Origin of the sequence: Streptomyces ficellus (genome assembly GCF_009739905.1) — a bacterium.
GTDB classification, from domain to species: Bacteria; Actinomycetota; Actinomycetes; order Streptomycetales; family Streptomycetaceae; genus Streptomyces; species Streptomyces ficellus_A.
In genome coordinates this window covers 6,911,328-6,932,716 of record NZ_CP034279.1, presented here as the reverse complement: position 1 = coordinate 6,932,716, position 21,389 = coordinate 6,911,328, and the positions used below count along the sequence as shown (strand labels likewise).

The 21,389-nt window shown below is 74.0% G+C and carries 20 protein-coding genes; 13 read left to right on the top strand and 7 right to left on the bottom strand.

The genetic code is table 11. From position 1 onward, the window contains the following. Positions 1–38: 38 nt before the first annotated feature. Positions 39–329, bottom strand: a complete 291-nt coding sequence (locus EIZ62_RS31155) for a hypothetical protein (protein ID WP_156696000.1) — start codon at positions 327–329, stop codon at positions 39–41. Between the two features lie 100 nt (positions 330–429). After that, positions 430–2,535 (bottom strand): SpoIIE family protein phosphatase, encoded by a 2,106-nt coding sequence (locus tag EIZ62_RS31150; protein ID WP_156695999.1) that lies wholly within the window; start codon positions 2,533–2,535, stop codon positions 430–432. Positions 2,536–2,846: 311 nt separating this feature from the next. Here EIZ62_RS31150 and EIZ62_RS31145 point away from each other — a divergent pair, with 311 nt between their 5' ends. From EIZ62_RS31145 to EIZ62_RS31125, 5 genes are all read left to right on the top strand, one after another. Beyond that, positions 2,847–3,719: an MBL fold metallo-hydrolase gene (locus EIZ62_RS31145; protein ID WP_156695998.1), complete on the top strand. Its 873-nt coding sequence runs from the start codon at positions 2,847–2,849 to the stop codon at positions 3,717–3,719. 120 nt (positions 3,720–3,839) lie between these two features. Next, positions 3,840–5,240, top strand: a complete 1,401-nt coding sequence (locus EIZ62_RS31140) for a phytase (protein WP_156695997.1) — start codon at positions 3,840–3,842, stop codon at positions 5,238–5,240. Positions 5,241–5,362: 122 nt separating this feature from the next. After that, positions 5,363–5,578, top strand: coding sequence for a hypothetical protein (locus EIZ62_RS31135; RefSeq protein WP_156695996.1), 216 nt, complete (start codon positions 5,363–5,365; stop codon positions 5,576–5,578). Between the two features lie 327 nt (positions 5,579–5,905). Beyond that, positions 5,906–6,295, top strand: coding sequence for a hypothetical protein (locus tag EIZ62_RS31130; RefSeq protein ID WP_156695995.1), 390 nt, complete (start codon positions 5,906–5,908; stop codon positions 6,293–6,295). A gap of 172 nt (positions 6,296–6,467) precedes the next feature. Further along, positions 6,468–7,682 (top strand): PP2C family protein-serine/threonine phosphatase, encoded by a 1,215-nt coding sequence (locus EIZ62_RS31125; protein WP_156696695.1) that lies wholly within the window; start codon positions 6,468–6,470, stop codon positions 7,680–7,682. 44 nt (positions 7,683–7,726) lie between these two features. Here the strand turns inward: EIZ62_RS31125 and EIZ62_RS31120 are convergent, their stop codons facing one another. The 3 genes from EIZ62_RS31120 to EIZ62_RS31110 form a co-directional block, all read right to left on the bottom strand. Further along, positions 7,727–8,263 carry a hypothetical protein gene (locus tag EIZ62_RS31120; RefSeq protein ID WP_156695994.1) on the bottom strand — a complete coding sequence of 179 codons (537 nt, stop codon included), beginning with the start codon at positions 8,261–8,263 and terminating at the stop codon, positions 7,727–7,729. A 140-nt stretch (positions 8,264–8,403) separates the two neighbouring features. Next, positions 8,404–10,056, bottom strand: a complete 1,653-nt coding sequence (locus EIZ62_RS31115) for an amidohydrolase (RefSeq protein ID WP_156695993.1) — start codon at positions 10,054–10,056, stop codon at positions 8,404–8,406. A gap of 35 nt (positions 10,057–10,091) precedes the next feature. Further along, on the bottom strand, positions 10,092–11,504 hold the full coding sequence (locus tag EIZ62_RS31110) for a purine-cytosine permease family protein (protein ID WP_156695992.1): 1,413 nt from the start codon (positions 11,502–11,504) through the stop codon (positions 10,092–10,094). A gap of 361 nt (positions 11,505–11,865) precedes the next feature. Here EIZ62_RS31110 and EIZ62_RS31105 point away from each other — a divergent pair, with 361 nt between their 5' ends. From EIZ62_RS31105 to EIZ62_RS31095, 3 genes are all read left to right on the top strand, one after another. Beyond that, positions 11,866–12,423, top strand: coding sequence for a TetR/AcrR family transcriptional regulator (locus tag EIZ62_RS31105; RefSeq protein WP_280117775.1), 558 nt, complete (start codon positions 11,866–11,868; stop codon positions 12,421–12,423). Positions 12,424–12,781: 358 nt separating this feature from the next. Continuing rightward, positions 12,782–14,227 carry a glutamate decarboxylase gene (gad, locus tag EIZ62_RS31100; RefSeq protein WP_156695990.1) on the top strand — a complete coding sequence of 482 codons (1,446 nt, stop codon included), beginning with the start codon at positions 12,782–12,784 and terminating at the stop codon, positions 14,225–14,227. Between the two features lie 82 nt (positions 14,228–14,309). After that, positions 14,310–15,179, top strand: a complete 870-nt coding sequence (locus EIZ62_RS31095) for a class II glutamine amidotransferase (protein WP_156695989.1) — start codon at positions 14,310–14,312, stop codon at positions 15,177–15,179. Between the two features lie 93 nt (positions 15,180–15,272). Here the strand turns inward: EIZ62_RS31095 and EIZ62_RS31090 are convergent, their stop codons facing one another. After that, positions 15,273–15,461 (bottom strand): hypothetical protein, encoded by a 189-nt coding sequence (locus EIZ62_RS31090; RefSeq protein WP_156695988.1) that lies wholly within the window; start codon positions 15,459–15,461, stop codon positions 15,273–15,275. 987 nt (positions 15,462–16,448) lie between these two features. Here EIZ62_RS31090 and EIZ62_RS31085 point away from each other — a divergent pair. The 5 genes from EIZ62_RS31085 (at position 16,449) to EIZ62_RS31065 (ending at position 20,850) form a co-directional block, all read left to right on the top strand. After that, positions 16,449–16,889: an ALF repeat-containing protein gene (locus EIZ62_RS31085; protein ID WP_156695987.1), complete on the top strand. Its 441-nt coding sequence runs from the start codon at positions 16,449–16,451 to the stop codon at positions 16,887–16,889. Between the two features lie 226 nt (positions 16,890–17,115). Then, the gene (locus tag EIZ62_RS31080; protein ID WP_156695986.1) at positions 17,116–17,892 is read left to right on the top strand and encodes a hypothetical protein; all 777 of its coding nucleotides are present in this window, start codon (positions 17,116–17,118) and stop codon (positions 17,890–17,892) included. A 346-nt stretch (positions 17,893–18,238) separates the two neighbouring features. Further along, positions 18,239–18,685 carry a VOC family protein gene (locus tag EIZ62_RS31075; RefSeq protein WP_156695985.1) on the top strand — a complete coding sequence of 149 codons (447 nt, stop codon included), beginning with the start codon at positions 18,239–18,241 and terminating at the stop codon, positions 18,683–18,685. A 754-nt stretch (positions 18,686–19,439) separates the two neighbouring features. Beyond that, positions 19,440–20,357, top strand: a complete 918-nt coding sequence (locus tag EIZ62_RS31070; RefSeq protein ID WP_156696694.1) for a S1 family peptidase — start codon at positions 19,440–19,442, stop codon at positions 20,355–20,357. 142 nt (positions 20,358–20,499) lie between these two features. Further along, entirely contained in the window at positions 20,500–20,850 is a 351-nt protein-coding gene (locus tag EIZ62_RS31065) for a hypothetical protein (RefSeq protein ID WP_208828112.1), read from the top strand. A gap of 39 nt (positions 20,851–20,889) precedes the next feature. Here EIZ62_RS31065 and EIZ62_RS31060 read toward each other — a convergent pair whose 3' ends face one another. Further along, on the bottom strand, positions 20,890–21,081 hold the full coding sequence (locus EIZ62_RS31060) for a hypothetical protein (protein ID WP_156695984.1): 192 nt from the start codon (positions 21,079–21,081) through the stop codon (positions 20,890–20,892). Positions 21,082–21,389 lie beyond the last annotated feature (308 nt).

Below are 21,389 nucleotides of genomic sequence, written 5' to 3'. Positions count from 1 at the left end.
TCACCCGGCTCCCCGCGGCGGGTGGGGAGCGCCGGTGGTCAGCTCACCGGGAGGAATCCCATGACCGGCGCGACCGGCTCGATCAGCTGACGTGCCTCACCGAGGCGCTGGAGCCCGTCGAGCCCGCCGAACTGCTCCGTCACGGTCGGAACCTTCGAGCGGTGCTCGGGAGCGACGGCGATCGACGCGAGGTCGTCGACCCGGTCGAGGACGGACGGCCCCTGGGGCCCCGGAGCGGGCACGATGGCCGCCCCCGCGGTGGGCGCCGACAGGACGGAAGCACCGGCGGCCACGGCAAGGGCGGCGAGAATACGCTGAGACTTGGTCATAGCCAGACCAACGCCGCGAACCGCCATCAGTAACGGCCCGTCCCACCGACCCGTCCCACGGGCCCCCGCGAGGTTCCCCTCATGGGTTCCTCGCAACGGTTCACGCCGGGCCGGAGGTGGAGAGTCGGTCGTTGGGGGAGCGGACGCGGGCGACGAGGAGGGCGACGTCGTCCTGGTTGCCGCCGTTGCGCAGTTCGCGCAGGAGGCGGTCGCAGGTGTCCTCCAGCGTCGGGTCCGGGGTGCGGAGGAGGTCGAGGAGCCGGTACAGGCGGGTGTCGATGTCCTGGTCGCGGGTCTCGACCAGTCCGTCCGTGTAGAACACCAGCCGGTCGCCCGGGGCGAGTTCGGTGGTGACGTCGCGGAAGGGGACGCCGCCGACGCCGAGGGGCGCGCCGGTGGGGAGGTCGAGCAGCCGGGGGCCCTCGCCGGCGCGGATCAGGACGGGCGGCGGGTGGCCGGCGGTGCACAGGCAGCACTGGGCGCGGTGCGGGTCGTAGACGGCGTACACACAGGTGGCCAGGGAGGGTTCGAGGCCGGCGGTGATCTCGTCGAGGTGGCGGAGCACCTCCGCGGGGTCGAGGGTGAGGCGGGAGAGCGTCTGGGTGGCGGTGCGCAGGCGGCCCATGGTGGTGGCGGAGTTGATGCCGCTGCCCATCACGTCCCCCACGACGAGGGCGGTGCGTCCGTCGTCCATGGGGATGATGTCGAACCAGTCGCCGCCCACTTCGCTGCCCGCGCCGGCCGGCTGGTAGCGCGACGCCACCTCCAGCCCGACGAGGTGGCCGGGGGTTTCGGGGAGGAGGCTGCGCTGGAGGGTCAGCGCGGTCTCCCGCTGTCTGCGGAACAGGCGGGCGTTGTCGATGCACACGGCCGCCCGGGCGGCGAGTTCGCTCGCGAGCAGGGCGTCGTCCTCGGTGAAGGGGTACGGGTTGCGGGCGCGTTTGAGGTCGAGGGCGCCCAGCACCTCGCCCCGGGCGATCAGGGGCACCGCGAGGTACGAGTGGAGACCCGACTCGGCCAGCAGTTCGGCTGAGTGCCGGTCCCTGGCGATGCACGACAGGGCGGCGTCGTCGACCTCGGCCACCATGACCGGGCGGGCGGTCCGCACGCAGCGGGTGACGAGCCGGTCGGCGCTGTAGTGGGCCGGTTCGCCGGGCGGGTCGGCGGCCCGGACCGCGACCGTCGGGTACGCGGCGGCCACCGCCAGCGCCCGGATGACGGCCGGCCCGTCGGCGGCGATGCGGGCCGGGCGTCCTTCGAGCACCGTGTCCAGGAGGTCCACCGCGGCGACGTCCGCGAGCTCGGGCACGGCGACGTCGGCCAGCTCGCGGGCGGTCTGCTCCAGGTCGAGCGTCGTTCCGATGCGTACCGACGCGTCGGCGACCAGCGCCAGGCGGTCGCGGGCCCGTTCGGCCTCGGTGGCCGCGCGGTGCCGGTCGGTCACGTCGATCACGGAGATGGCGAGCCCCAGGACCCGGCCGCCCACGTCCTCCAGCCGGTGCAACGACACCGACCAGGCGTGATCGGTGTCCGGATCCGCCGGGGTCCGCCCCACGAGCTGGCGGTCGAGCAGGGGTACGCCGCTGTCCAGGACGGTCCGCATCGCCTCCTCGACCGCTTCCGCGTCGGCGAACGAGAGGACCTCGGCGACCCGCCGCCCCTTGTGCTGGCCGGCGCTCAGCCCGTCGAGCCGCTCCAGGGCCGCGTTGACGCCCACGTACCGCAGATCCGTGCCCACGACGGCCAGGCCGATCGGCGACTGGTCCACGAGCCGTACCGACAGCGCCAGGTCCCGCTCCACCCTGCGCAGCGTGGCCTGGTCGGTGGCGAGGCCCAGGGCGTAGTAGTCACCGCGGTCGTCCAGGAGCCGCATGTTGCGGAACTCCAGGACGCGCCGGCTGCCGTCCTTGTGCCGTACGGGGAACTCGCCCGACCAGGCGCCGGTGCTCATCACCCGTTCGAAGAGGTCGACGACCCAGCCGAAGTTCTCCTCCGCGACGAGGAGGTGCGCGGCGTACTGGCCGAGGGCCTCCTCGGCGGTGTAGCCGAGCAGCTTCTCGGCCTGCGGGCTCCACAGCACGATGCGCCCGTCCGCGTCCAGGACGACGGCCGCCACGCCCAGGACGTCGAGCAGCCCCTCCGCCGACGACGGCTGCGGCCCGCCCGCCGCGCCACCGCGGGCCGGGGTCCCCTCTGCGCCGCCCATCACCGCTCCTCTCCGTCCTGCCACCGTGCCTCCTTACCGGCCGGGGCGCACGCCGGTGGGCGAAACGGCTGATCGCCCGCGTACCTGCTCGGGTCTCGCGGGGGTACGCTCGCGGCCCCGGAGGCCCGGACCCGGGGCCGCGACGCCGGTGCGTGACGCCGGTGAGCCACCGGTTGTGACCCCGGTGCGCGACCCGGGTGCGGGTGGGGTCCGGCGGGCACACCATGGAAGGTGGGGAGCCCGGAGGGGGTTCGCGCCTCCCCGTCGCCGGCCGCGAGCCTGTTCACCGCTGGGGGCACGGGAGATCCACCATGACCATGCACAGAGTCGGCCGTGACATCACCGTCCTCGCGGACTCCCTGGAGGTACCCGGCATCGGATTCCTCTGCGTCAACGCGTTCGTCCTGCACGCCACGGAACCGGTGGTCGTCGACACGGGGCTGAGTCTGCCCGACCGGAACTTCCTGGACGCGGTCGGCTCGGCGATCGACCCGGCCGACGTGCGGTGGATCTGGCTGACCCACCCCGACCGCGACCACACGGGAGGGATCTTCGCCCTGCTGGACGCGGCTCCGCAGGCGCGGGTCGTCACCACGTTCCTCGGTGCGGGGATCATGTCCACCGAGCGGCCGCTGCCCCAGGAGCGGGTGTTCCTGCTGAACCCGGGCCAGTCGCTGGACGTGGGTGACCGCACGCTCAGGGCGTTCCGGCCGCCGCTCTTCGACAACCCGGCGACCGTCGGCTTCTACGACGACCGGGCGCGCGCCTGCTTCAGTTCGGACTGCTTCGGCGCTCCCGTGCCGAGCGCGGAGCTTGCCGAGGGCGACGACGCGGGCGCGCTCGTCCCGGAACAGCTGCGGGCCGCGCAGCTGCTGTGGGCCAGCGTCGACAGCCCGTGGGTGCACACCGTCGACGTCGGCAAGTACCTCGCCACCGTGCAGCCGCTGCGGGAGATGGACCCGGAGGTGGTCCTGAGCACGCACCTGCCGGTGGCCGGCGGCCTCACGTCCCGGATGCTCGACACGATCAGTTCCGCGCCGGGGACGGATCCCTTCGTGGGCCCGGACCAGCGGGAGCTGGAGCGGATGCTGGCCGGGTTCGAGCCCGGCGGGCCGGCGCCCGGGCCCGTGCGGGTGCCGGAGGAGGCACCCGCCGAGACGCCCGCGCGGGGCGTCCCCACCTGAGCGGCGGCGGGCCGCGACGCGAGGAGTTCACGGGAGCCACACCCGGCGTAGGCCGACCGGTCACCGGGTGACCCCAGGATCGGCACCGCATTGCCATGCTCCCGACAACAAGGGGTCCTCGTGTTCAGGTACCGTCCCGTCCGGTCGGCCACCCTCGTGCTCGGTACCGCCCTCGCGGCGCTCACCGCCACCGTCCCCGCGCACCCCGCCGCCGCGCACCGGGCCGGCGCCCTCCCGGCCGGCGCCCAAGCCGCTGGTACCGGCGCCGAAGCGGGTCACCCCGGGGGCGCCCACTCCACCCGTTCCGGCAGGCCGCTGCCCGGCGTCGAGCCGCGCGCCGAGACCGCCCCGCTGTACGACGACGCCGAGGGCGGCAACGCCGACGCCGACGACCCGGCGATCTGGCGCGACGCCGCCCACCCCGGCCGCAGCCTGGTCATCGCCACCGCCAAGGAGGGCGGCCTGCGGGTCTACGACCTGGACGCGCGGCTGGTCCAGTCGCTGCCCGCTCCCCCGCCCGCCGGGCCCGGCGACGCCCCCGGCCGCTTCAACAACGTCGACCTCGTCCACCGCCTGCGGCTGCCCTCCGGCCGGGCGGACGTGGCCGTCACGACCGACCGCGGCCACGACCGGCTGCGCTTCCACCGCATCACACCCGGCCGCGCCACCGGCCCGCTCACCGACATCACCGACCCGGCCGCCCCGCCGGTCTTCTCCGCGGACCAGGACGACATCAACGACCAGCACACCGCGTACGGGCTCGCCACCTGGACCGACACCGCGACCGGCCGTTCGTACGCCCTGGTGAGCCGCCGCGGCCGCACCACCGTCGCGCTGCTGGAGCTCCTGCCGACCCCGGCCGGCACGGTCACCTACCGGAAGGTGCGCAGCCTGGACCTCCCCTCCTCCTTCCGGCTGCCCGACGGCACGTCCTGGACGCCGTGCGGCGAACCGGACGAACTCCCCCAGGTCGAGGGCATGGTCGTCGACCCGGCCGACGGCACGCTGTACGCGGGGCAGGAGGACGTCGGCATCTGGCGCGTGCGCGCCGACCTGACGGGCGCCGCTCCCGTACTCGTCGACCGGGTCCGCGAGTACGGCGTACCGGGCGTGTACGACGAGGAGAGCGACGAGTGCGCCCCGGGCGCCGACCCGGGCTTCGGCGGCTCCCGCCTGTCCGCCGACGTCGAGGGCCTCGCGCTGCTCACCGAGGCGGACGGCGACGGGCTGCTCCTGGCCTCCAGCCAGGGTGACGACACCTTCGCCCTCTACGACCGCGAGCCGTCGGACGACAACGCGTACGAGGGCGGCTTCCGGGTCACCGCGGCAGCCGGTGGTGGCGTCGACGGCTCGGAGGAGTGCGACGGCGCCGCCGTCCTCAACGCCCCGCTCGGCCGGAAGTACCCGCACGGGCTGCTGGTGGTGCAGGACGGCCACAACGCGCCGGTCACCGGCGGACGGGAGGGCACCGACTTCACGTTCGTCGACCTCGGCGAGGTCCTGAAGCGCGTCGACGACTGAGGCGCCCGGCCCGCCGACGGCGCGACCGGCCCGCCCGGCAAACGGGTGAATGCGGCATACGTCCGCCGCCGCCCGGCCGTTACCAGGCCGGACCCCGGTCGCTTCGACGTAAGGAACGAACCATGATCAAGAAGGTGCTGGCCACCGCCGGTCTCGCCGCCGCCGTCCTCGGTGCCGCCGCCCCCCTGGCCGGTGCGACCGGCGACCGCGCGGTGAGCACGCAGAACGGCAACTTCTCGACGCAGTCGTACGGCAACACCGGCAGCCCGGAGCCCCAGGGCGAGGGGCGCGCCCTCGGCGACGACGACCTGCGTCCGCTGGATGGACTGCGGCGCTAGGGCTCTCCCCCGCCCCGGCTCCCCCGGCCGGCGGCGCGCCTCGCACACCCCTTGTGCGGGCGCGTGCCGCCGGCCGTCCGGCTTCGCGGCCGGTGTTCGGCGCCGCGCGGCCGGTGTTCGTCGCGCAGCCGGTGTTCGGCGCCGCGCGGTCTCCGGCACCCGCGCGGTCGGCGCCCGCGGTCGGTGCCCCGGAGTCGGCACCCCGCCGTCGGCGCCCGGCAGCCGGTGTGCGGATTCTCCCGCGCCACGTGCTTCGCGCCGGGCGTGGGCGCGTCGTTACGCTGGAGAGACGGACCCACGGCCTCTCTCGCGGCCCGGGAGGCGCACATGGCCCTCGGCCCCCGTTTCCACGTCGACCAGGACGGTCACTCCGTCACGGTCCAGTTCCTGGGCGCGTCCGGCGGGTTCGAGGTGCTGGTGGACGGCAAGGCCGTGGCGTACGGGCCGGACCGGTCGGGGGCCGGAACGGTGACCGCGGAGTTCCCCGGCGACCCGCCGCGCCCGCTGCGCGTCATCGTGAGCCGGCCACGCGAGATGGGCGGCGAACCGTTCTGCGTGCTGGAGACCGGCCGGATGCGGTACTTGCTGCCGCGGGTGCCGCTGGGCGGTGCCGGGAAGCGGGCGCTGCCCGCCGGGAGGCCGGTGCGCCGGGGTGTGCGCCGGTCCTTGCGTCGCTTCGCACGCGGGTTCCTCACGCGGCGCGCGGGGCGCCGGTAGGCGTGGGCGGACGGCGTGCGCCGGGACGGTGGGCACCGGGGCGCCGTCCGGCGGGTTTGCCGCCACACTGGAGGGACCGGCTCCTGTCGTCGAGGTGGTGCCGTTGAGCAGGGGCAGTGAGCCCGCGATCCCGCCGGGCGGCCCGGACTTCCCGGTCGCGGCCCGGCTCGGGATGTGGGAACAGGCCGTCGAGACCATCGGCAGCAGCCTCGACGAGCGGACCACGTGCGCGGAACTGGCCGCCTTCGTGTGCGGCCGGTTGTGCGAGGCCGCGGCGGTGGACCTGCTGGCGGAGGACGTTCCCGTGCTCCGGCCCGGCACGAGACCCGCATGGGTCCGCGCGGCGACGGCCGGCCGGGCGGATCTGCTCGCGCCGGACGGTGCCCCGCGCGGCGACGGACGGGCCCGGGCGCTCCGCGCGCTCCAGGAGGAGCGGCCCGTCGCGGACACCGCCCCGGCGTACGACCCGTACGGCCCACGCGGCCCACGCGGAACGGTGGCCGTCCCGGTGACGGCCTGGGGTCACCCGTACGGCGTGCTGCTCGCCGTGCGCGCCAGTGGCGCGTTCACCGACGACGAGACGGCGGCCCTGCAGGGCGCGGCCCGTCTCGCGGCCGTACACCTCGGGCACGCGCGGCGGCACGCGGCGACGTACGGCACCGCGCTCAACCTCCAGCGCGCCCTGCTGGCGGAGCCCGGCCGGCCGCACCCGAACCTGGACCTCGCCACCCGGTACCTGCCCGCCGGCGGCGGCGCCCTGGTGGGCGGCGACTGGTTCGAGACGGTGCGCCTGCACTACGGGCGCACCCTGCTGGTCATGGGCGACGTCATGGGGCACGGGCTGGACGCCGCCGTCGACATGAACGCCTACCGGTCGATGCTGCGGTACGTCGCCTCGACGGACCTTCCCCCGCACCGGGTGCTGCGCCAGCTGGACGCCGCGGTCACCGGGGACGGCAACCGCCGGCCCGCGACCTGCCTGCTCGTCCGGGTGGACCCGGCGCGCGGCAGGGCGGCGTTCGCCGGCGCGGGCCACCTCCCGCCGGCGCTGTTCGGCGCGGACGGCACCGGGGAGCTGGTGGACCTGCCGGTCGGGCCGCCGCTGGGTACGGGCGTGGGGGGGTACGAGCTGGTCACCCGCGACCTCGCACCGTCCCAGACGCTGCTGCTGTTCACGGACGGTCTGGTGGAGCGGCGCGGCGAGGACATCGACGTGTCGCTGGACCGGCTGGCGGGACTGCGCCTGCCGGCCGGGGCCGGGGTGGAGGAGCTGCTCGACGAGGTCGTCGCCCGGCTGGAGGCCGAGGGGGCGGAGGACGACGTGGCGGCCCTGGCCGCCCGCATCCGCCACCGCCCCGGGCGCCACCTCGCCGGCCCCGCGGTCTAGGGAGTGTCCTTCCGGTCGGGGGGCGCGTCGTGTCGAAGAAGTCGCTATGACGCGCCCGCCCGGGCGGTGATCCTGGAGAGCAGTTGTTTGTCCAGCAGGAGCAGGGCGGTCAGCGCGTGCCGGGACGCGACCGCGAGGAGGTCGGGGTCCTGGCCGTCGCCGGTGCCGGGGGCGCCGCGCAGTGCTTCCTCCAGCTCCGACAGCGCGCGGTCGAAGCCGGCGCACATGACGGCGGCCGAGCGCAGTGCCTGGACCAGGTCGGTGTCGAGGTCCTGGTCGGCGCTGGTCTCCAGCAGCGCGGGTATGAGATGACTGATGTGGAGCAGGCTGTGCAGTCTGCCCACGAGCTGCGGCCAGTTGCCGTCGGTGGTCTCGGGCGCGTTCCAGGCGACGCGGGCCGCCTGGATGTCCTGGTGCAGTTCGCGGGCGATCCGGACCTCGGCGCGGCGGGGCGCCTGGGCCTTGAGGGCCCAGGAGATGCCGGCGTCCGCGGCCGCGTCGTAGGCGGCGAGCCTGAGTCGTACGAACTGGTCGGGTCGCGCGCATGCGTCGATGCCCTTGGTCAACTCGAAGTCGTCCATGGGCGGACCGTACCGGCACGACGGGGGCGGCGCACCGGTCCGCGCGAAACCCGTTGCCCGCGGTGGCTCATTGCGGCCGCCGCCGTCGCGTTGGGTGCCCGGGCGGGTACGGAGACGCACGACCGGCGCCCCGGCCCGCCTCACGCGGTGTGCACGACCTCCCCTCCGACGACCACCGTCTCGGCCACGGTGCCGGGGATGTCGTGGGGCGGGGCGTCGAGGATGTCGCGGGAGAGGACGACGAAGTCGGCCAGCTTCCCGACGGTCAGTGATCCGAGGTCGTGTTCGAGGAAGTTGGCGTACGCGGAACCCATCGTGTAGCCGTACACGGCGGTGGCGATGTCGACGGTCTCCTCCGGGCGCCACGGCTCGCCCCCGGCGAGGGGGCGCCGGGTGACGGCGGTGTAGAGCCCCACCATGGGGTCCATCTCGGCGACGTTCCAGTCGCTGGAGAACGCCAGGGCCGCGTCCGCGCGGTGGAGGCTGCGCATGGGCCACGCCTTGTGCCAGCGGGACGCCCCGACGTTCTCCGCCCAGTCCTGGCCGGGGCCGGCGATCTCGGGCGCGCAGTGGCGCGGCTGCATGCAGGCCACGACGCCCAGTTCGGCGAAGCGCGGCACGTCGTCGGGGTCGAGGCACTCGACGTGGACGATCTGGTGGCGTGCGTCGCGCGGGCCGTTGACCTCGCGGGCGTGGGCGACGGCGTCGAGGACGGTGCGGATGCCGCGGTCGCCGGTGGCGTGCACGAAGCACTGGAAGCCCCGGGCGTCGAGGCGGGCCAGGAGGTCCGCGAACTCCTCGGGCGGGTAGTAGGTGTCGCCGCGGTGGTGGCGGCAGCCGGCGTACGGTTCGAGGAGGGCGGCGGTGCGCGGTTCGACGACGTCGTCGATGTACAGCTTGAGCGGCCCGACGCGCATGCGGTCGTCGTCGAAGCGCCGTGCGGCGGCCTCGAAGGCGTCGAGGTCGGCGTCGGTGGTGCCGCGCGGGTGGAAGAGGGCGGCGACGAGGCGGGAGGCGAGGCGCCCCTCGGCGCGGGCGCGGGTGAACAGGGCGAGGTCGTCGAGGGAGTTCTGGGGTTCGACGACGGTGGTGATGCCGAAGCGGATGGCGTCGTCGAGGCTGCTGAGGAGCCGCCCGTACTGCCGGTTCGGGGACGCCCAGGGCACACCGAGGTCCCGGAGCGCGCGGTGGCCGTCGCGGGAGAGGCCCTTGACGGCGAAGTTGCGGACGAATCCGGTGGGTTCGCCGGTGACGGGATCGGTGTCGGCGTCGCCGAAGGGCAGGTTCGTACGGTGGCGGTCGATGCCGAGCCGGCGGAGGGCGGCGGTGTTGAGCCATGCGGTGTGGACGTCGTAGCTGAGGACGATCGCCGGGCGGTCGCCGGTGACGGGGTCGAGGTCGTGCGCGTGCGGCATGCGGCCGCCGGGGATGGCGGAGTAGTCGAAGGCCTCGGCCTCGATCCAGTCGGCCCCGGGGTGGTCGGCGAGCCAGGCGGTGACCCGCCGGTGGATCTCGGTGAGGCCGGTCGCGCCAGCGAGCTGGACGCAGGCGTCGTCGGAGCCGAGGCGCACATGGTTGTGGGCGTCGATGAAACCGGGCACGACCAGCCGTCCGCGGGCCTCGATCACCCGCGTTCCGGGGCCGGTCCACGCGGCGGTGTCCGCGTCCGTACCCACGTGGACGATGCGGCCGTTCCGTACCGCCAGGGCTTCGGCCTCGGGGAGGCGGGGGTCGACGGTGTGGACGCGGGCGCCGAGCACGACCAGGTCGGCGGGGGTGGTGGGGGTGGGCATGGGGCGGGGTGCTCCTGTCGGGGTGGGTGGTGTGGTCAGTACGGGAGGGGGGCCGGTTGGGGCCGGTGCGGGGTGCGGCGGGTGAGGGCCCAGTACGCGAGTCCGGCGACCACGGCGCCGAGCGGGGTCAGGTCGGCGCCGCCGAGGGGTTCGACGAGCGGCCCGGTCCACAGCTCCGAGTCGCAGGTGAGAGCGGCGAAGACGAGGCCGGTGAGGAGGGCGGCCATTCCGGCGGGGTGGTAGCCGGAGCGGTATCCGTACGCGCCGGACCGGCCGGCGCACAGGGCCTCGGTGTCGTACGTGCAGCGGCGCAGCAGCATGTCGGTGAGGAAGACGCCGCTCCAGGGGGCGAACACGATGATCAGGAGGGACAGGAAGCCGAGGAGGGACTCGGTGAAGTCGGCGAGGAACAGGGCGCCCAGCGAACCGGCGGCGGTGACGGCCGCGCTGATGAGCAGCGCCTTCGCGCGGTGCCACGGGATGCCGAGGACCTGGAGGTTGAGGCCGGAGGAGTACAGCGTGATGATCGAGTTGGTGACGGATCCGCCGAGGACGAGGATCAGGAACAGCGGCTGGAACCAGCCCGGCAGCAGACCCGCGGCGCCCGCCACCGCGTCGGTCATGTCGGTGCCGGTCGCGGCGGCCACACCGCCGACGCCGAGCGCCACGGAGGAGACGAACCCGCCGAGCGCACCGGTCCAGGTGAGGGCGCGCAGCGAGGTGTCCCGGGGCAGGTAGCGGGTGTAGTCGGCGGGCATCGGGAGGTACGAGAAGGGACCGGCGAGCGCGACGACGAGCGCCCAGCTCCAGGCGGACGCGCCGGCGCCGGCGGCCGCGGGGGCGGCGAGGTCGGCGGCGGGGAGGGTGAAGAGGAGGAAGACGGCGAAGCCGGCGGCCAGGACGTAGGCCAGCCAGCGCTCGGCGAGCTGGACCGTGGCGTGGCCCCACATGGCCACCGCGAAGGTCAGGGTCAGGGTGATGAGCAGGGCCAGGGCGCGGCCCGTGTCGCCCGGGGCCGTCCACCCGAGCGCGGTGAAGAACGACTCCAGTGCGAGGGTGCCCACCACCGTGTTGACGATGGTGTAGCCGATGCTGACGACCCAGTTGAGGAAGCCGGCGGGGATGTTGCCGGTGTGGCCGAAGGCGGCACGTGAGATGACCAGGGTCGCGGTCCCGGTGCGTACACCGCTGAGTCCGGCGGCGCTGACGACGAAGAAGGCGAGGCCGCCGATGACGACGACGGCGGTGGCCTGCCAGAAGGACAGGCCGAACGCGACGGCGAGAGCGCCGTTGATGACGTAGGTGAAGGTCAGGTTCGACCCGAACCACAGCCAGAACAGGTCCTTGGGGCTGCCGTGCCGGTCGCTGTCGGGGATCGGGTCGATCCCGTGCGTCTCGACGTGGAAGACCTCGTCGTTCGCGACTCCTGTGCCGAGTCCGGTCACCATACGCCCCCTCCTCAAAGTTTGAATGCCGTTCTAGAAGTTAGAATGGCATTCAAGATGAGGCATGGCGGCAGACCCGTCAAGACCCCGCCACGATCCGGGCGCGAAGCGCATCCGCCTCCGGACGCGGCGGCACCCGTCGCCGAGCGGGATAGGGTCCTGCCGAGCGGGGGCACACTGGCAGGGCGGGCAGGACGGGCAGGACGGTGGAGGCCGGACAGTGGCAGGGACGGGGTCGGGCACGGGGTCGGGAACGGGAGCGGGGTCGGCGACCGGGCCGGGAAGGGGCGCCGGGACGGGGCCGGGCACGGGCCCGGGCAAGGGGACGGCTCGCCGGCGGGACGGCCGCGTCACCGAGGAACGGATCCTCGAAGGGGCGATGGCGGCCATCGCCGAGGACGGCCTGGCCGCCCTGACCATGGCGGCGCTCGCCGAACGCCTCGGCACCAGCGGCGGCCACATCCTGTACTACTTCGGCAGCAAGGACCGGCTGCTGCTGGAGGCGCTGCGCTGGAGCGAGGCGGCGCTCACCGAGGAGCGGCGCTCCCTGCTGGCCCGCCGCACGACCGCGGACCGGAAGCTCGACCAGTTCCTGGAGCTGTACCTGCCGCGCGGCCCGCGCGACCCGCGCTGGACCGTGTGGATCGAGCTGTGGGCGCGTACGACCGGGGAGGGACCCCTGCGGGCGGCCCAGGAGGAGCTGGACCGCGGGTGGCAGGCCGACCTGGTGACCCTGCTGGCCAGGGGCGCCGCCCAGGGGCGTTTCGCCGTGCCCGAGGCGGAGATCCCGGACCGCGCGGACATGCTGCTGGCGCTGCTGGACGGGTTGAGCACCCGGGTCGTGCTCAACCAGCACGGCACCGACCGCGCGGCGGCGTTGCGCACCGCCCGCACGGCCGCCCACCGGCTCGTCGGGGCGTAGCGCGTACCACCGTGTGGGGCCGGGTCAACTACGCGCGGGGGCAGCGGTGTTGCGCCGGGTGCAGGGCGGGCGCCGCGCGTCGGGCGAGACCGGCGTTGCGCCGGTACGGGGCGGGGACCTGACGCGCCACCGCCACGGCCACGGCCTCCCGCGGGGGCCGCGCGTCCGGTGACACCGGCCGATGGCGGCCGAGGCGGCTGTTCCCCGTCCAGGGTGGCGGCCTCCGCGCCGCGCCGCACCGGCGGCCGTCGGGGTTGGTCCATTCCGGGGGGAATGGCACCGGCCGGCGGGCCTGGTGCCGAACGGAGGGAATGCCGCATGAAGGCACGGGCCGATCCGTGTGGAAGGACGCCGAGCGATGCCCCTCAATCCTGTGAACCGTTCCCGGCACAACGTGCGGCGCAGCCGCGACCTCCAGCTCAACCCGCTCTTCAGCCGCGAGCCCGTCTCGGTGCCCCGCCACGCCCTGCCGGACGGGCCGATGGAGCCCGACACCGCCTACCAGCTGGTGCACGACGAGCTGATGCTGGACGGCAACGCCCGGCTGAACCTGGCGACCTTCGTCAGTACGTGGTCGGACCCGCAGGCCCAGCGCCTGATGGCCGAGTGCGCCGACAAGAACATGATCGACAAGGACGAGTACCCGCAGACGGCGGAGCTCGAGACGCGGTGCGTGCACATGCTGGCCCGCCTCTGGCACGCCGAGGAACCGGACCGGGCGGTCGGCTGCTCGACGACCGGTTCGAGCGAGGCGGCGATGCTGGCCGGGCTGGCGCTCAAACGGCGCTGGCAGCACGCGCGCCGCGCCGCCGGCAAACCCGCCGACCGGCCCAACCTGGTCATGGGCGTCAACGTGCAGATCTGCTGGGAGAAGTTCGCCGACTACTTCGAGGTGGAGCCGCGCTACGTGCCCATGGAGGGCGACCGGTACCACCTGACGCCGGAGGCGGCGGTCGAGCTGTGCGACGAGAACACCATCGGCGTCGTCGCCGTGCTGGGCTCGACGTTCGACGGCAGCTACGAGCCGGTCGCCGCCATCGCGGCCGCGCTGGACGATCTGGAGGCACGCACCGGAGTCGACGTGCCGGTGCACGTGGACGGTGCGTCCGGAGCCATGATCGCCCCGTTCATCGATCCTGGCCTGGAGTGGGACTTCCGGGTGCGGCGGGTGGCGTCCATCAACACCTCGGGCCACAAGTACGGGCTGGTGATGCCCGGCGTCGGCTGGGCGCTGTGGCGGGACGCCGACGCCCTGCCGGAGGACCTGGTCTTCCACGTCAACTACCTGGGCGGCGACATGCCGACCTTCGCGCTGAACTTCTCCCGGCCCGGCGCCCAGGTGGTCGCGCAGTACTACACCTTCCTCCGGCTGGGCTTCGACGGCTACCGCCGGGTGCAGCAGACGTCCCGCGACGTCGCGATGCGGCTGGCGGGGCGGATCGCCGAGCTGGGGCCGTTCGAACTCGTCACCGACGGCAGTCAGGCGCCGGTGTTCGCCTTCAGGGTCCGGGAGGGCGTCGACGCGTACAGCGTCTACGACGTGTCCGCGGCGCTGCGCGAGCGTGGGTGGCTGGTGCCGGCGTACACCTTCCCCGAGAACCGCTCGGACCTCGCGGTGCTGCGGATCGTCGTACGCAACGGCTTCGGGCACGACCTGGCCGACCTGCTCCTGGAGGACCTGCGCCGGGTGCTGGCCCGGCTCGAGCGCCAGCCCTGTCCGCAGCGGGACGCCGGCGACGCCGGCGGGTTCGCCCACGGCACCGAGACCAAGGAGCCCCGGCGGCCGGGCCCCACTGAGCCGTAGGCGGGCCTTCAACCAGTCCGTCAGACCATCCGTCAGTACGTGTGTCCGTCCGTCAGCCCGTCCGTCCGAATGGAGTCCCGCCATGTGCCGGTTGTTCGGGATGAGCAGCGCCCCTCGGCGTACCCGTGCCACGTTCTGGCTGCTCGACGCGCCGGACAGCCTCCGGGACCAGAGCCGGCGCGACCCGGACGGCACGGGCCTCGGCCATTACGACGACGACGGCACCCCACGGGTCGACAAGGCGCCGATCGCCGCTTACCAGGACCGGGCCTTCGCCGAGGAGGCCCGGGCGGTGCGTTCCGCCACGTTCCTCGCCCATGTGCGCTTCGCGTCCACCGGCGACCTGTCGGCCAGGAACACGCACCCGTTCCTCCAGGAGGGGCGGCTGTTCGCCCACAACGGAGTCGTCGAGGACCTGGAGGCGCTCGACGCGCAGCTCGGCGAGGACCGGGCCCTGGTGACCGGTGACACCGACTCGGAGCGCTTCTTCGCGCTGGTCACCCGGAGCATCCGGGCCCACGGCGGCGACGTCGGCGCCGGGATCGGGCACGCCGCCCGCTGGATCGCCCGCCATCTGCCGCTGTACGCCCTCAACCTGGTCCTGGTCACCCGGGACGAGCTGTGGGCCCTGCGCTATCCCGACACCCACCGCCTGTACGTCCTGAACCGCCCGCCCGGCGGCCACCACGGCGACCGGCACCTCGACCACAGCGGCGCCGAGGGGAGGATGCGCGTCCACTCCACCGACCTGACCGGCTGCCCGGCGGTCGTCGTCGCCAGCGAGCGCATGGACGACAACCCGCACTGGAGGCTGATGGCCCCCGGCGAGCTGCTCCACGTGGGCGCCGACCTGCGCGTCACCAGCCGCATCGCGGTACCGGACCCGCCGGAACACCTCCTCGGCCTGTCGGACCTGCGCCCCGAGGCGGCCGCGTCGCAGTCGGCCGGCTAGCCGCTCCAGAGGCGCGGCGGACGGACACCACCGGGCGGCGCGCCGAGGAACGCCGACCCCGGCGGGACGAGTGCCCGCCCGTGGGCCTGCGTCTCAGCGCCCGCGACGGTCGTCCTTCCGCACCGACTCCTGGGCCGTCTCGCTCGGTGTCAGGGTGTCCGCCGCTTCCTTGTCGTGCTCGTCGGGGCCGCCGTCGTCGAGCCGCAGCTCGGCCTCCTCGAACTCGTCCAGGACCTCGTCGGCGGCGGTCTCGGGCTGGTGGTCGCGGTCGCGGTCCTTCATGTCTCTCCTTCTCCCGGTTTCACTCGTCTCTCCCGACTTCCTCGCAGCCCGCCGCTTTACACCCCCCGGTGGGCGCCCCTGGCCACATCGCCGGGCGTGGAGGGTGCTGTGCGGCGGCACGCCGGCACCGGGGCCTTCGCGAAGGCGGAGGACCTCATCTCGGCTGTGCTGTCCACCCCCCGGGGCGCAAGTGGCGCGGGAGGCGCGGGACCGGGTGGAGGCGGTGGAGACGGAGCTCGGCACGGAGCTGTGCGCCCTTCTCCGGCCGTTCCAGGACCGCTACGACCAGGTTGCGGCGGACGGCAATGCGGCCCGGCCCACCGGGGCCTCGTCGGGCAGGCACCGCCGCTGGGGCGGCTCCCGTCCTGCCCGACGGGCACGAGACCTCGATGGCGGAACCGCACTGGGGCCGCACCAGCGGGGGCCGGCCGATCGCGTGAGGTGGGCAGCGCACCTGACAACCTGGTGACAGCAGTGAGACCGGCGACACGGCCCCGCGGGTGGGTGCGGCGAGGCGGTCCAGCCGCTCGTAGAAGGCTCGTACGAGGCGGGCGGGGTTCTGCCCGCAGCATGCGGTGGCTGCTTGTCCGGTATCGGGTCGCCGATCCAGGCCCGCGAAGCCACCACCTCCCGCTCAGCCGCATGACCGGCCAAGCCGTGCAGCGGCACGACCGGCTCCCGCAGGCCCGCCCCGGTTCCGGCAGACAAGCCGAGCCCCGTCGCGCACCACCACACCCTGGGACCGCACCACGATCGCCCCCGGGAATCGTCTCGCCCCGATCATGGCCCGGCAGCCACCAGCCGTGCTCGCGGCCGCCCTTCTCGACGGCGCGTCGCCATGAAGCAGCGGCCACGTCCGCGGCGACGGTGCCCCGCGACCGCAGCGGGGAGACTGCCACTGTCAGACCCAGGTGGCAGCATCACCGAAGTGAACGCCCTGAGGCGTCCTCAACTCATGTCCGTAGCGTACGAAGAGGAGCATTCCCCTTGCGACTGCATCGCGTAGCGCCCGGCATCGCCGCGGGCGTCCTTGCCCCGGGCCTCCTGCTCGCCACCCCGTCCTTCGCGGCCACGGTGGCACCGACCGCGGTGTCGGTGCCCGCGGTGTCCTCGTCCGCGGACGAGCCGGACGTCGACGACCTGAGGGTGGCCATAGTCCGGATCCTCGCCGACCCGGACAGCGGCCGACGTGTGACGCGAGAAGCCAACGCCCTCCTGGACGCCGACGACCCCGTGGCGATGCGCGCCTGGCTGGAGACCGGCTACCGCATGGCCCAGGCCGAGGACGACCGCGTCGCCATCGTCCGTATCCTCGCCGATTCGTCCATCAGCCCGGCCCTGCGCGCGGCAGCCAACGCCGCCCTGGACGACAACACCCCCGAAGTACCACGCCACTTCCTGGAAGTCGGCAGGTACCAGGTCGCCTGACCGGCACGGCGCCGCACCACAGCGCGTCGCCCGGTGGCACCCCCTGCCGCATGCCCGGTGTCGCCGGAACGCCAAGAATCCGGGCGGGGCGCCTGCACCTCTGTGTGCCGGCGTCCCCGCCCGGCAGGCCCTGTGTCGGCTCGGCGCCCTCCGCAGAGCTCTGTGGTACGCCGCCCGGTGACGCAGGGGCCACCAACACCTCCGACAACAGAAGGCACGTTCTTCGATGACCGCACAACCCCGACGCACCGAGCGCAGCGGCCCGCAGATCGCTTCCGTCGTGACCGAGCTGCCGTTCACGCCGCAGCTCGTCAGAGCAGTGTTCAGGGACGTGACCTCGTTGCACGTCTCCCGGTCGGCCGCATGGGCCGCCGCGTCGGTGACGCGGACCGTGCTGACGGAGATCATCGAGGGCGCGAGAAGCGCGGCGGCCGAGGAGGTCAGGAAGAGACTGACTCCCCAGGACCTCATCTCGGCGATCGACCGGAACATCGAGGTGGAGGTGGGATCGGCGTGGTACCTGCACAGTCCGACCTTCCACGGCCTGATGGGCGAACTGCGCAACGCCGATGGTGTGCTCGTGTCTCTTCGCGAGCGTCGCGGGACGCGTACGCCGAGTGGTGTGGCTGGCGCCCACCGGTTCGAGACCGGGGTGAGAAGGCTGCTGAAGAGCCGGGGGGTGAGGGCGGTCCCGGCGATGGTCCGCGACCTGGACGGCATCGCGAGCGTGTTCCTGACGGCCCTGGCCCGGGACGCGGCCATGGTCGTCCGCGAGGGCGGGGTCAAGCGGTTCGGGACGGTCCATCTGACGGTGCCGGGCGAGCCAGCCCCCGCTCCGCCGCTCAAGGACCCCGTCTTCGCCCTGTCCACCCGCCGTGGGGATGGGCGGACTGTTGGCGGGGACGACATCCTGGCCGCGGTCACGATGCAACTGTTCGGCGACATCAGACAGCGCGCCATCACCGAGGCAGCCGATATGACACGGAACACGTCGGCCAACTGATCTGGCCCGCTTTTGGCGCGCTGCGCACCATGCACGGTTCCCACGTGCACGGTTCCCACGTGCGGGCGGCCCCCGGGATCTGCCGGCCGCATGCGGCTCCCGGCCCGCCGAGTCGGCACGTTCTCGGCGCGGTGCAAGAAGGCCACCGGACTCTCCCCCAGCGAGTACCGCGCCCGGCACGTCGGCCGGGGGGCCCGCCCTGGTACCCGGGTGTGACGCGATGCTGGGGCCGGCGGGTTTCCGAACGCGCTCCCCGCGCCGGGTGAACACCGCAATTCCGGAGAAGCGGGCTGAGGCGGCCGCCGCCTACGGTGACAGGGCAAGCCCGACCGCGGAGGAGCACGACATGATCAAGGGTCTCGCCATTTCGACCGTCTGGGTTCTGGACCAGGACCGGGCGAAGGAGTTCTACACCGAGAAGCTGGGGTTCGAGGTGCGTACGGACATGACGATGGGTGAGGGCGGCATGCGCTGGCTGACCGTCGGGGCGAAGGACCAGCCCGACGTGCAGCTGACGCTGATGGTTCCCGGCGCCCCCGCGATGGACCCCGAGTCCGCCGAGGCGATGAGGCGGCTGGTGTCGAAGGGCGTCCTCGGGGCGGGGGTGCTGGCCACCGACGACATCCACGGGGACTACGAGAAGCTGAAGGCACGCGGCGTGGAGTTCCTCCAGGAGCCGCAGGAGCGTCCGTACGGAACGGAGGCGATCTTCCGGGACGACTCGGGGAACTGGTTCTCCTTCACCCAGGCGCGGGAGGGGGGCCTCGACCCGGACAAGGACTGGGCCTGCTGAGGACGAGGACCGGGCCCCTGGGGCGGGCCCCGCGCGCCGCAAGGGCGGGATTCGGACACGGCCGTGCGCCGGGCGAACGGGCGTGATCGAGGCATAACGCGTGACGGGCGGGCCCGGCGTGTCCGTGCCGGCCGGCCGGGCGGTGACTCGGTGGGGGGCAGTGGTGCGCGCCCGTCCCGCCGAGGCGCGTGCGCGCTCCCAGGGTGCCAGTGGGAATCCCGCGTTGCGGAAGCCACTGCAACGGCGGCTCGCGCCGGCCGAAGCCGACGACCCTGAAGCGGACGTTCCGGGTCCGGTCCCCGGGCACCCCTCCCCGCCCTTTCCGTTGAACGCTGAACCGCCTGGACCAGCGCGTTCCGCTACCGGGCCGGGCGCCCGGCGGCCCGGCGGCCCGCACCGCGCCCTCCCGGGCCACTGGGTGACCTGACGGACAATCAGCAAACGGGTGACCATCTTTGCTCGACACCCCTCGCCACCCGACCGCGCCACCGCCGTACCGCACCACCTCCACCCGCCGGCCGGGCGCACGGGAGGCCGCGCCCCGGGCCCGCCACCGGGGGCGCGGGGGGCGGCCGTGACCCCGGCCGGGCACGCGGCCAAAAGGCGATCTTGTCCAGGCGTCCGACCGGAGCCCAGGATTCCTACCGCGCCACTTGTCAGGCACATGGCGGCACCCAACCGTCGTGCACCGGCTCGTCCGGCGCTGTCGAGCCCGCCCACCCAGCGGGCCATGGATCCCCCACCGGAGGACGCAGTGAAACTCAAGCGCTTCACCCCCCTCAGCGGCATCGCGAGAGGCGCGCGGCTGACCGCCGTCGCCGCAGCTCTCCTGGCCGCGTCCGCGCTTGCCGCCCCGAGCGCCGGCGCCGCGCCGCTCGACGGCGCACCGGCCACCACCGCCCAGCTGGCCCGGGCGAGCGAAGCCGTCCTGAGCGCCGACGTCCCGGGCACCGCCTGGTACACGGACGCCAGGACCGGCCGGCTCGTCGTCACGGCCGACGCCACGGTCTCCGCCGCCGAGATCGCCGAGATCAAGCAGGCCGCCGGCAGCCGCGCGGGCGCCCTGGAGATCAAGCGCACCCCGGGCACGTTCAACAAGCTCATCGCGGGCGGCCAGGCCATCTACGCGGGCGGCGGGCGCTGCTCGCTCGGTTTCAACGTCCGCAGCGGCAGCACGTACTACGCCCTGACGGCCGGTCACTGCACCAACATCGGCAGCACCTGGTACACCAACTCGGCCAACACCACGCTGCTCGGCACCCGCACGGGCTCCAGCTTCCCCGGCAACGACTACGGCATCATCCGCCACTCCAACGCCTCCGCGGCGGACGGCCGGGTGTACCTGTACAACGGCGGCTACCGTGACATCACGGGCGCGGGCAACGCGTACGTCGGCCAGTCGGTCCAGCGCAGCGGCAGCACGACCGGCCTGCGGGGCGGCACGGTCACCGGGCTCAACGCGACGGTCAACTACGGCAACGGTGACATCGTCTCCGGCCTCATCCAGACCAACGTGTGCGCCGAGCCCGGCGACAGCGGCGGCGCGCTCTTCTCCGGGAGCACCGCGCTCGGCCTGACGTCCGGCGGCAGCGGCAACTGCTCCAGCGGGGGCACCACGTTCTTCCAGCCCGTCACCGAGGCCCTCAGCGCCTACGGCGTGAGCGTCTTCTAGCGGCTCCGCACACCCGCGCAGGCAGGCGGCCCGCTTCTCCCGGCGGGCCGCCTGCCCTGTGTCCGAAATGGACCCTGGCGTAGCAATTTCGCATTTCGGGGCATCGCATCGGCCGCCGGCGGTGAGACGTACAGGTATGGCAGTGGATTCTGAACGAAACCAGGACGTACTGGTCGGCATCAGGCAGCGGGCCCAGGTCGAGGCGGCGTACCAGCGGCTGGAGCACAAGGCCGCGGCGCCCGGTCTGGGCACGCCGTTCTCGCTGGGCGCCGTGACGGCCTACCAATGGGCGCTCGGCCGGTCGGCGGCCGCCCCGGTGACGGGGGCCGCGGGCACCGGGCGCGTACCGTCCAGCCATGCGCTGACGGCGGAGCTGGACGCGGCGGTGGTGCAGCTGGGTGACCCGACGGAGACCGCCGAGCAGGCGGCCCACGTCCGTGGTGTGCACGATGTGCTCGCGTGGGTCTGCGGTCTCATCGACGAACAGCCGTGAGGCCGGGGGCGGGAATCCCCCTCCGCTCACCCGCACGCCTCATATGGATGCGGGGGGCGGGAAGCCCATGCCCGGATACCCGGACGACCGGCCCACCGCGCCGAAGTCCAGCGCCCGGGTCAGCTGCCTGACGGTCTCCTCCGCCACGCGGCGGACGTCGGCGGGGACGTCGCCGCGCTCCTCGATGAGGCGGTCGTAGATCGGCGCGTCGCCTCGCACGGCGGAATCCATGTCGAAATACCTTTCCGAAGAAGTCTGTTGGTCGCTCACCGCCGCTGCGGGCAGCGGTGGACGAGTGTACGGGGCACAGGCGGGCGCGATGCGCGCGGCCCGCGACCCCCGCCCGGACGCCTGCCGGGGCCGCCCGGGGCCCGGGGCGTGGGTTTCGCAACGCCCGCCCCAGGGCGTGTGCGAAAGTCCCACCTGGCCGGGAACGCGTGGCACGCACCCTCGCTGCGTCGCCGGCCGCCGGCCCAGCCCGCTGCGCTCTGCCTTGCGCCCGGCGGAGCAGCGCACCGGACGCCCCCGGACCCGCCGAG

Coding starts and splice junctions, on each gene's coding strand:
- EIZ62_RS31150 (WP_156695999.1), bottom strand. CDS start 2,535: ATGGGCGGCGCAGAGGGGACCCCGGCCCGCGGTGGCGCGGCGGGCGGG.
- EIZ62_RS31135 (WP_156695996.1), top strand. CDS start 5,363: ATGATCAAGAAGGTGCTGGCCACCGCCGGTCTCGCCGCCGCCGTCCTC.
- EIZ62_RS31130 (WP_156695995.1), top strand. CDS start 5,906: ATGGCCCTCGGCCCCCGTTTCCACGTCGACCAGGACGGTCACTCCGTC.
- EIZ62_RS31115 (WP_156695993.1), bottom strand. CDS start 10,056: ATGCCCACCCCCACCACCCCCGCCGACCTGGTCGTGCTCGGCGCCCGC.
- EIZ62_RS31090 (WP_156695988.1), bottom strand. CDS start 15,461: ATGAAGGACCGCGACCGCGACCACCAGCCCGAGACCGCCGCCGACGAG.
- EIZ62_RS31155 (WP_156696000.1), bottom strand. CDS start 329: ATGACCAAGTCTCAGCGTATTCTCGCCGCCCTTGCCGTGGCCGCCGGT.
- EIZ62_RS31145 (WP_156695998.1), top strand. CDS start 2,847: ATGACCATGCACAGAGTCGGCCGTGACATCACCGTCCTCGCGGACTCC.
- EIZ62_RS31075 (WP_156695985.1), top strand. CDS start 18,239: ATGATCAAGGGTCTCGCCATTTCGACCGTCTGGGTTCTGGACCAGGAC.
- gad (WP_156695990.1), top strand. CDS start 12,782: ATGCCCCTCAATCCTGTGAACCGTTCCCGGCACAACGTGCGGCGCAGC.
- EIZ62_RS31110 (WP_156695992.1), bottom strand. CDS start 11,504: ATGGTGACCGGACTCGGCACAGGAGTCGCGAACGACGAGGTCTTCCAC.
- EIZ62_RS31125 (WP_156696695.1), top strand. CDS start 6,468: ATGTGGGAACAGGCCGTCGAGACCATCGGCAGCAGCCTCGACGAGCGG.
- EIZ62_RS31080 (WP_156695986.1), top strand. CDS start 17,116: ATGACCGCACAACCCCGACGCACCGAGCGCAGCGGCCCGCAGATCGCT.
- EIZ62_RS31120 (WP_156695994.1), bottom strand. CDS start 8,263: ATGGACGACTTCGAGTTGACCAAGGGCATCGACGCATGCGCGCGACCC.
- EIZ62_RS31095 (WP_156695989.1), top strand. CDS start 14,310: ATGTGCCGGTTGTTCGGGATGAGCAGCGCCCCTCGGCGTACCCGTGCC.
- EIZ62_RS31060 (WP_156695984.1), bottom strand. CDS start 21,081: ATGGATTCCGCCGTGCGAGGCGACGCGCCGATCTACGACCGCCTCATC.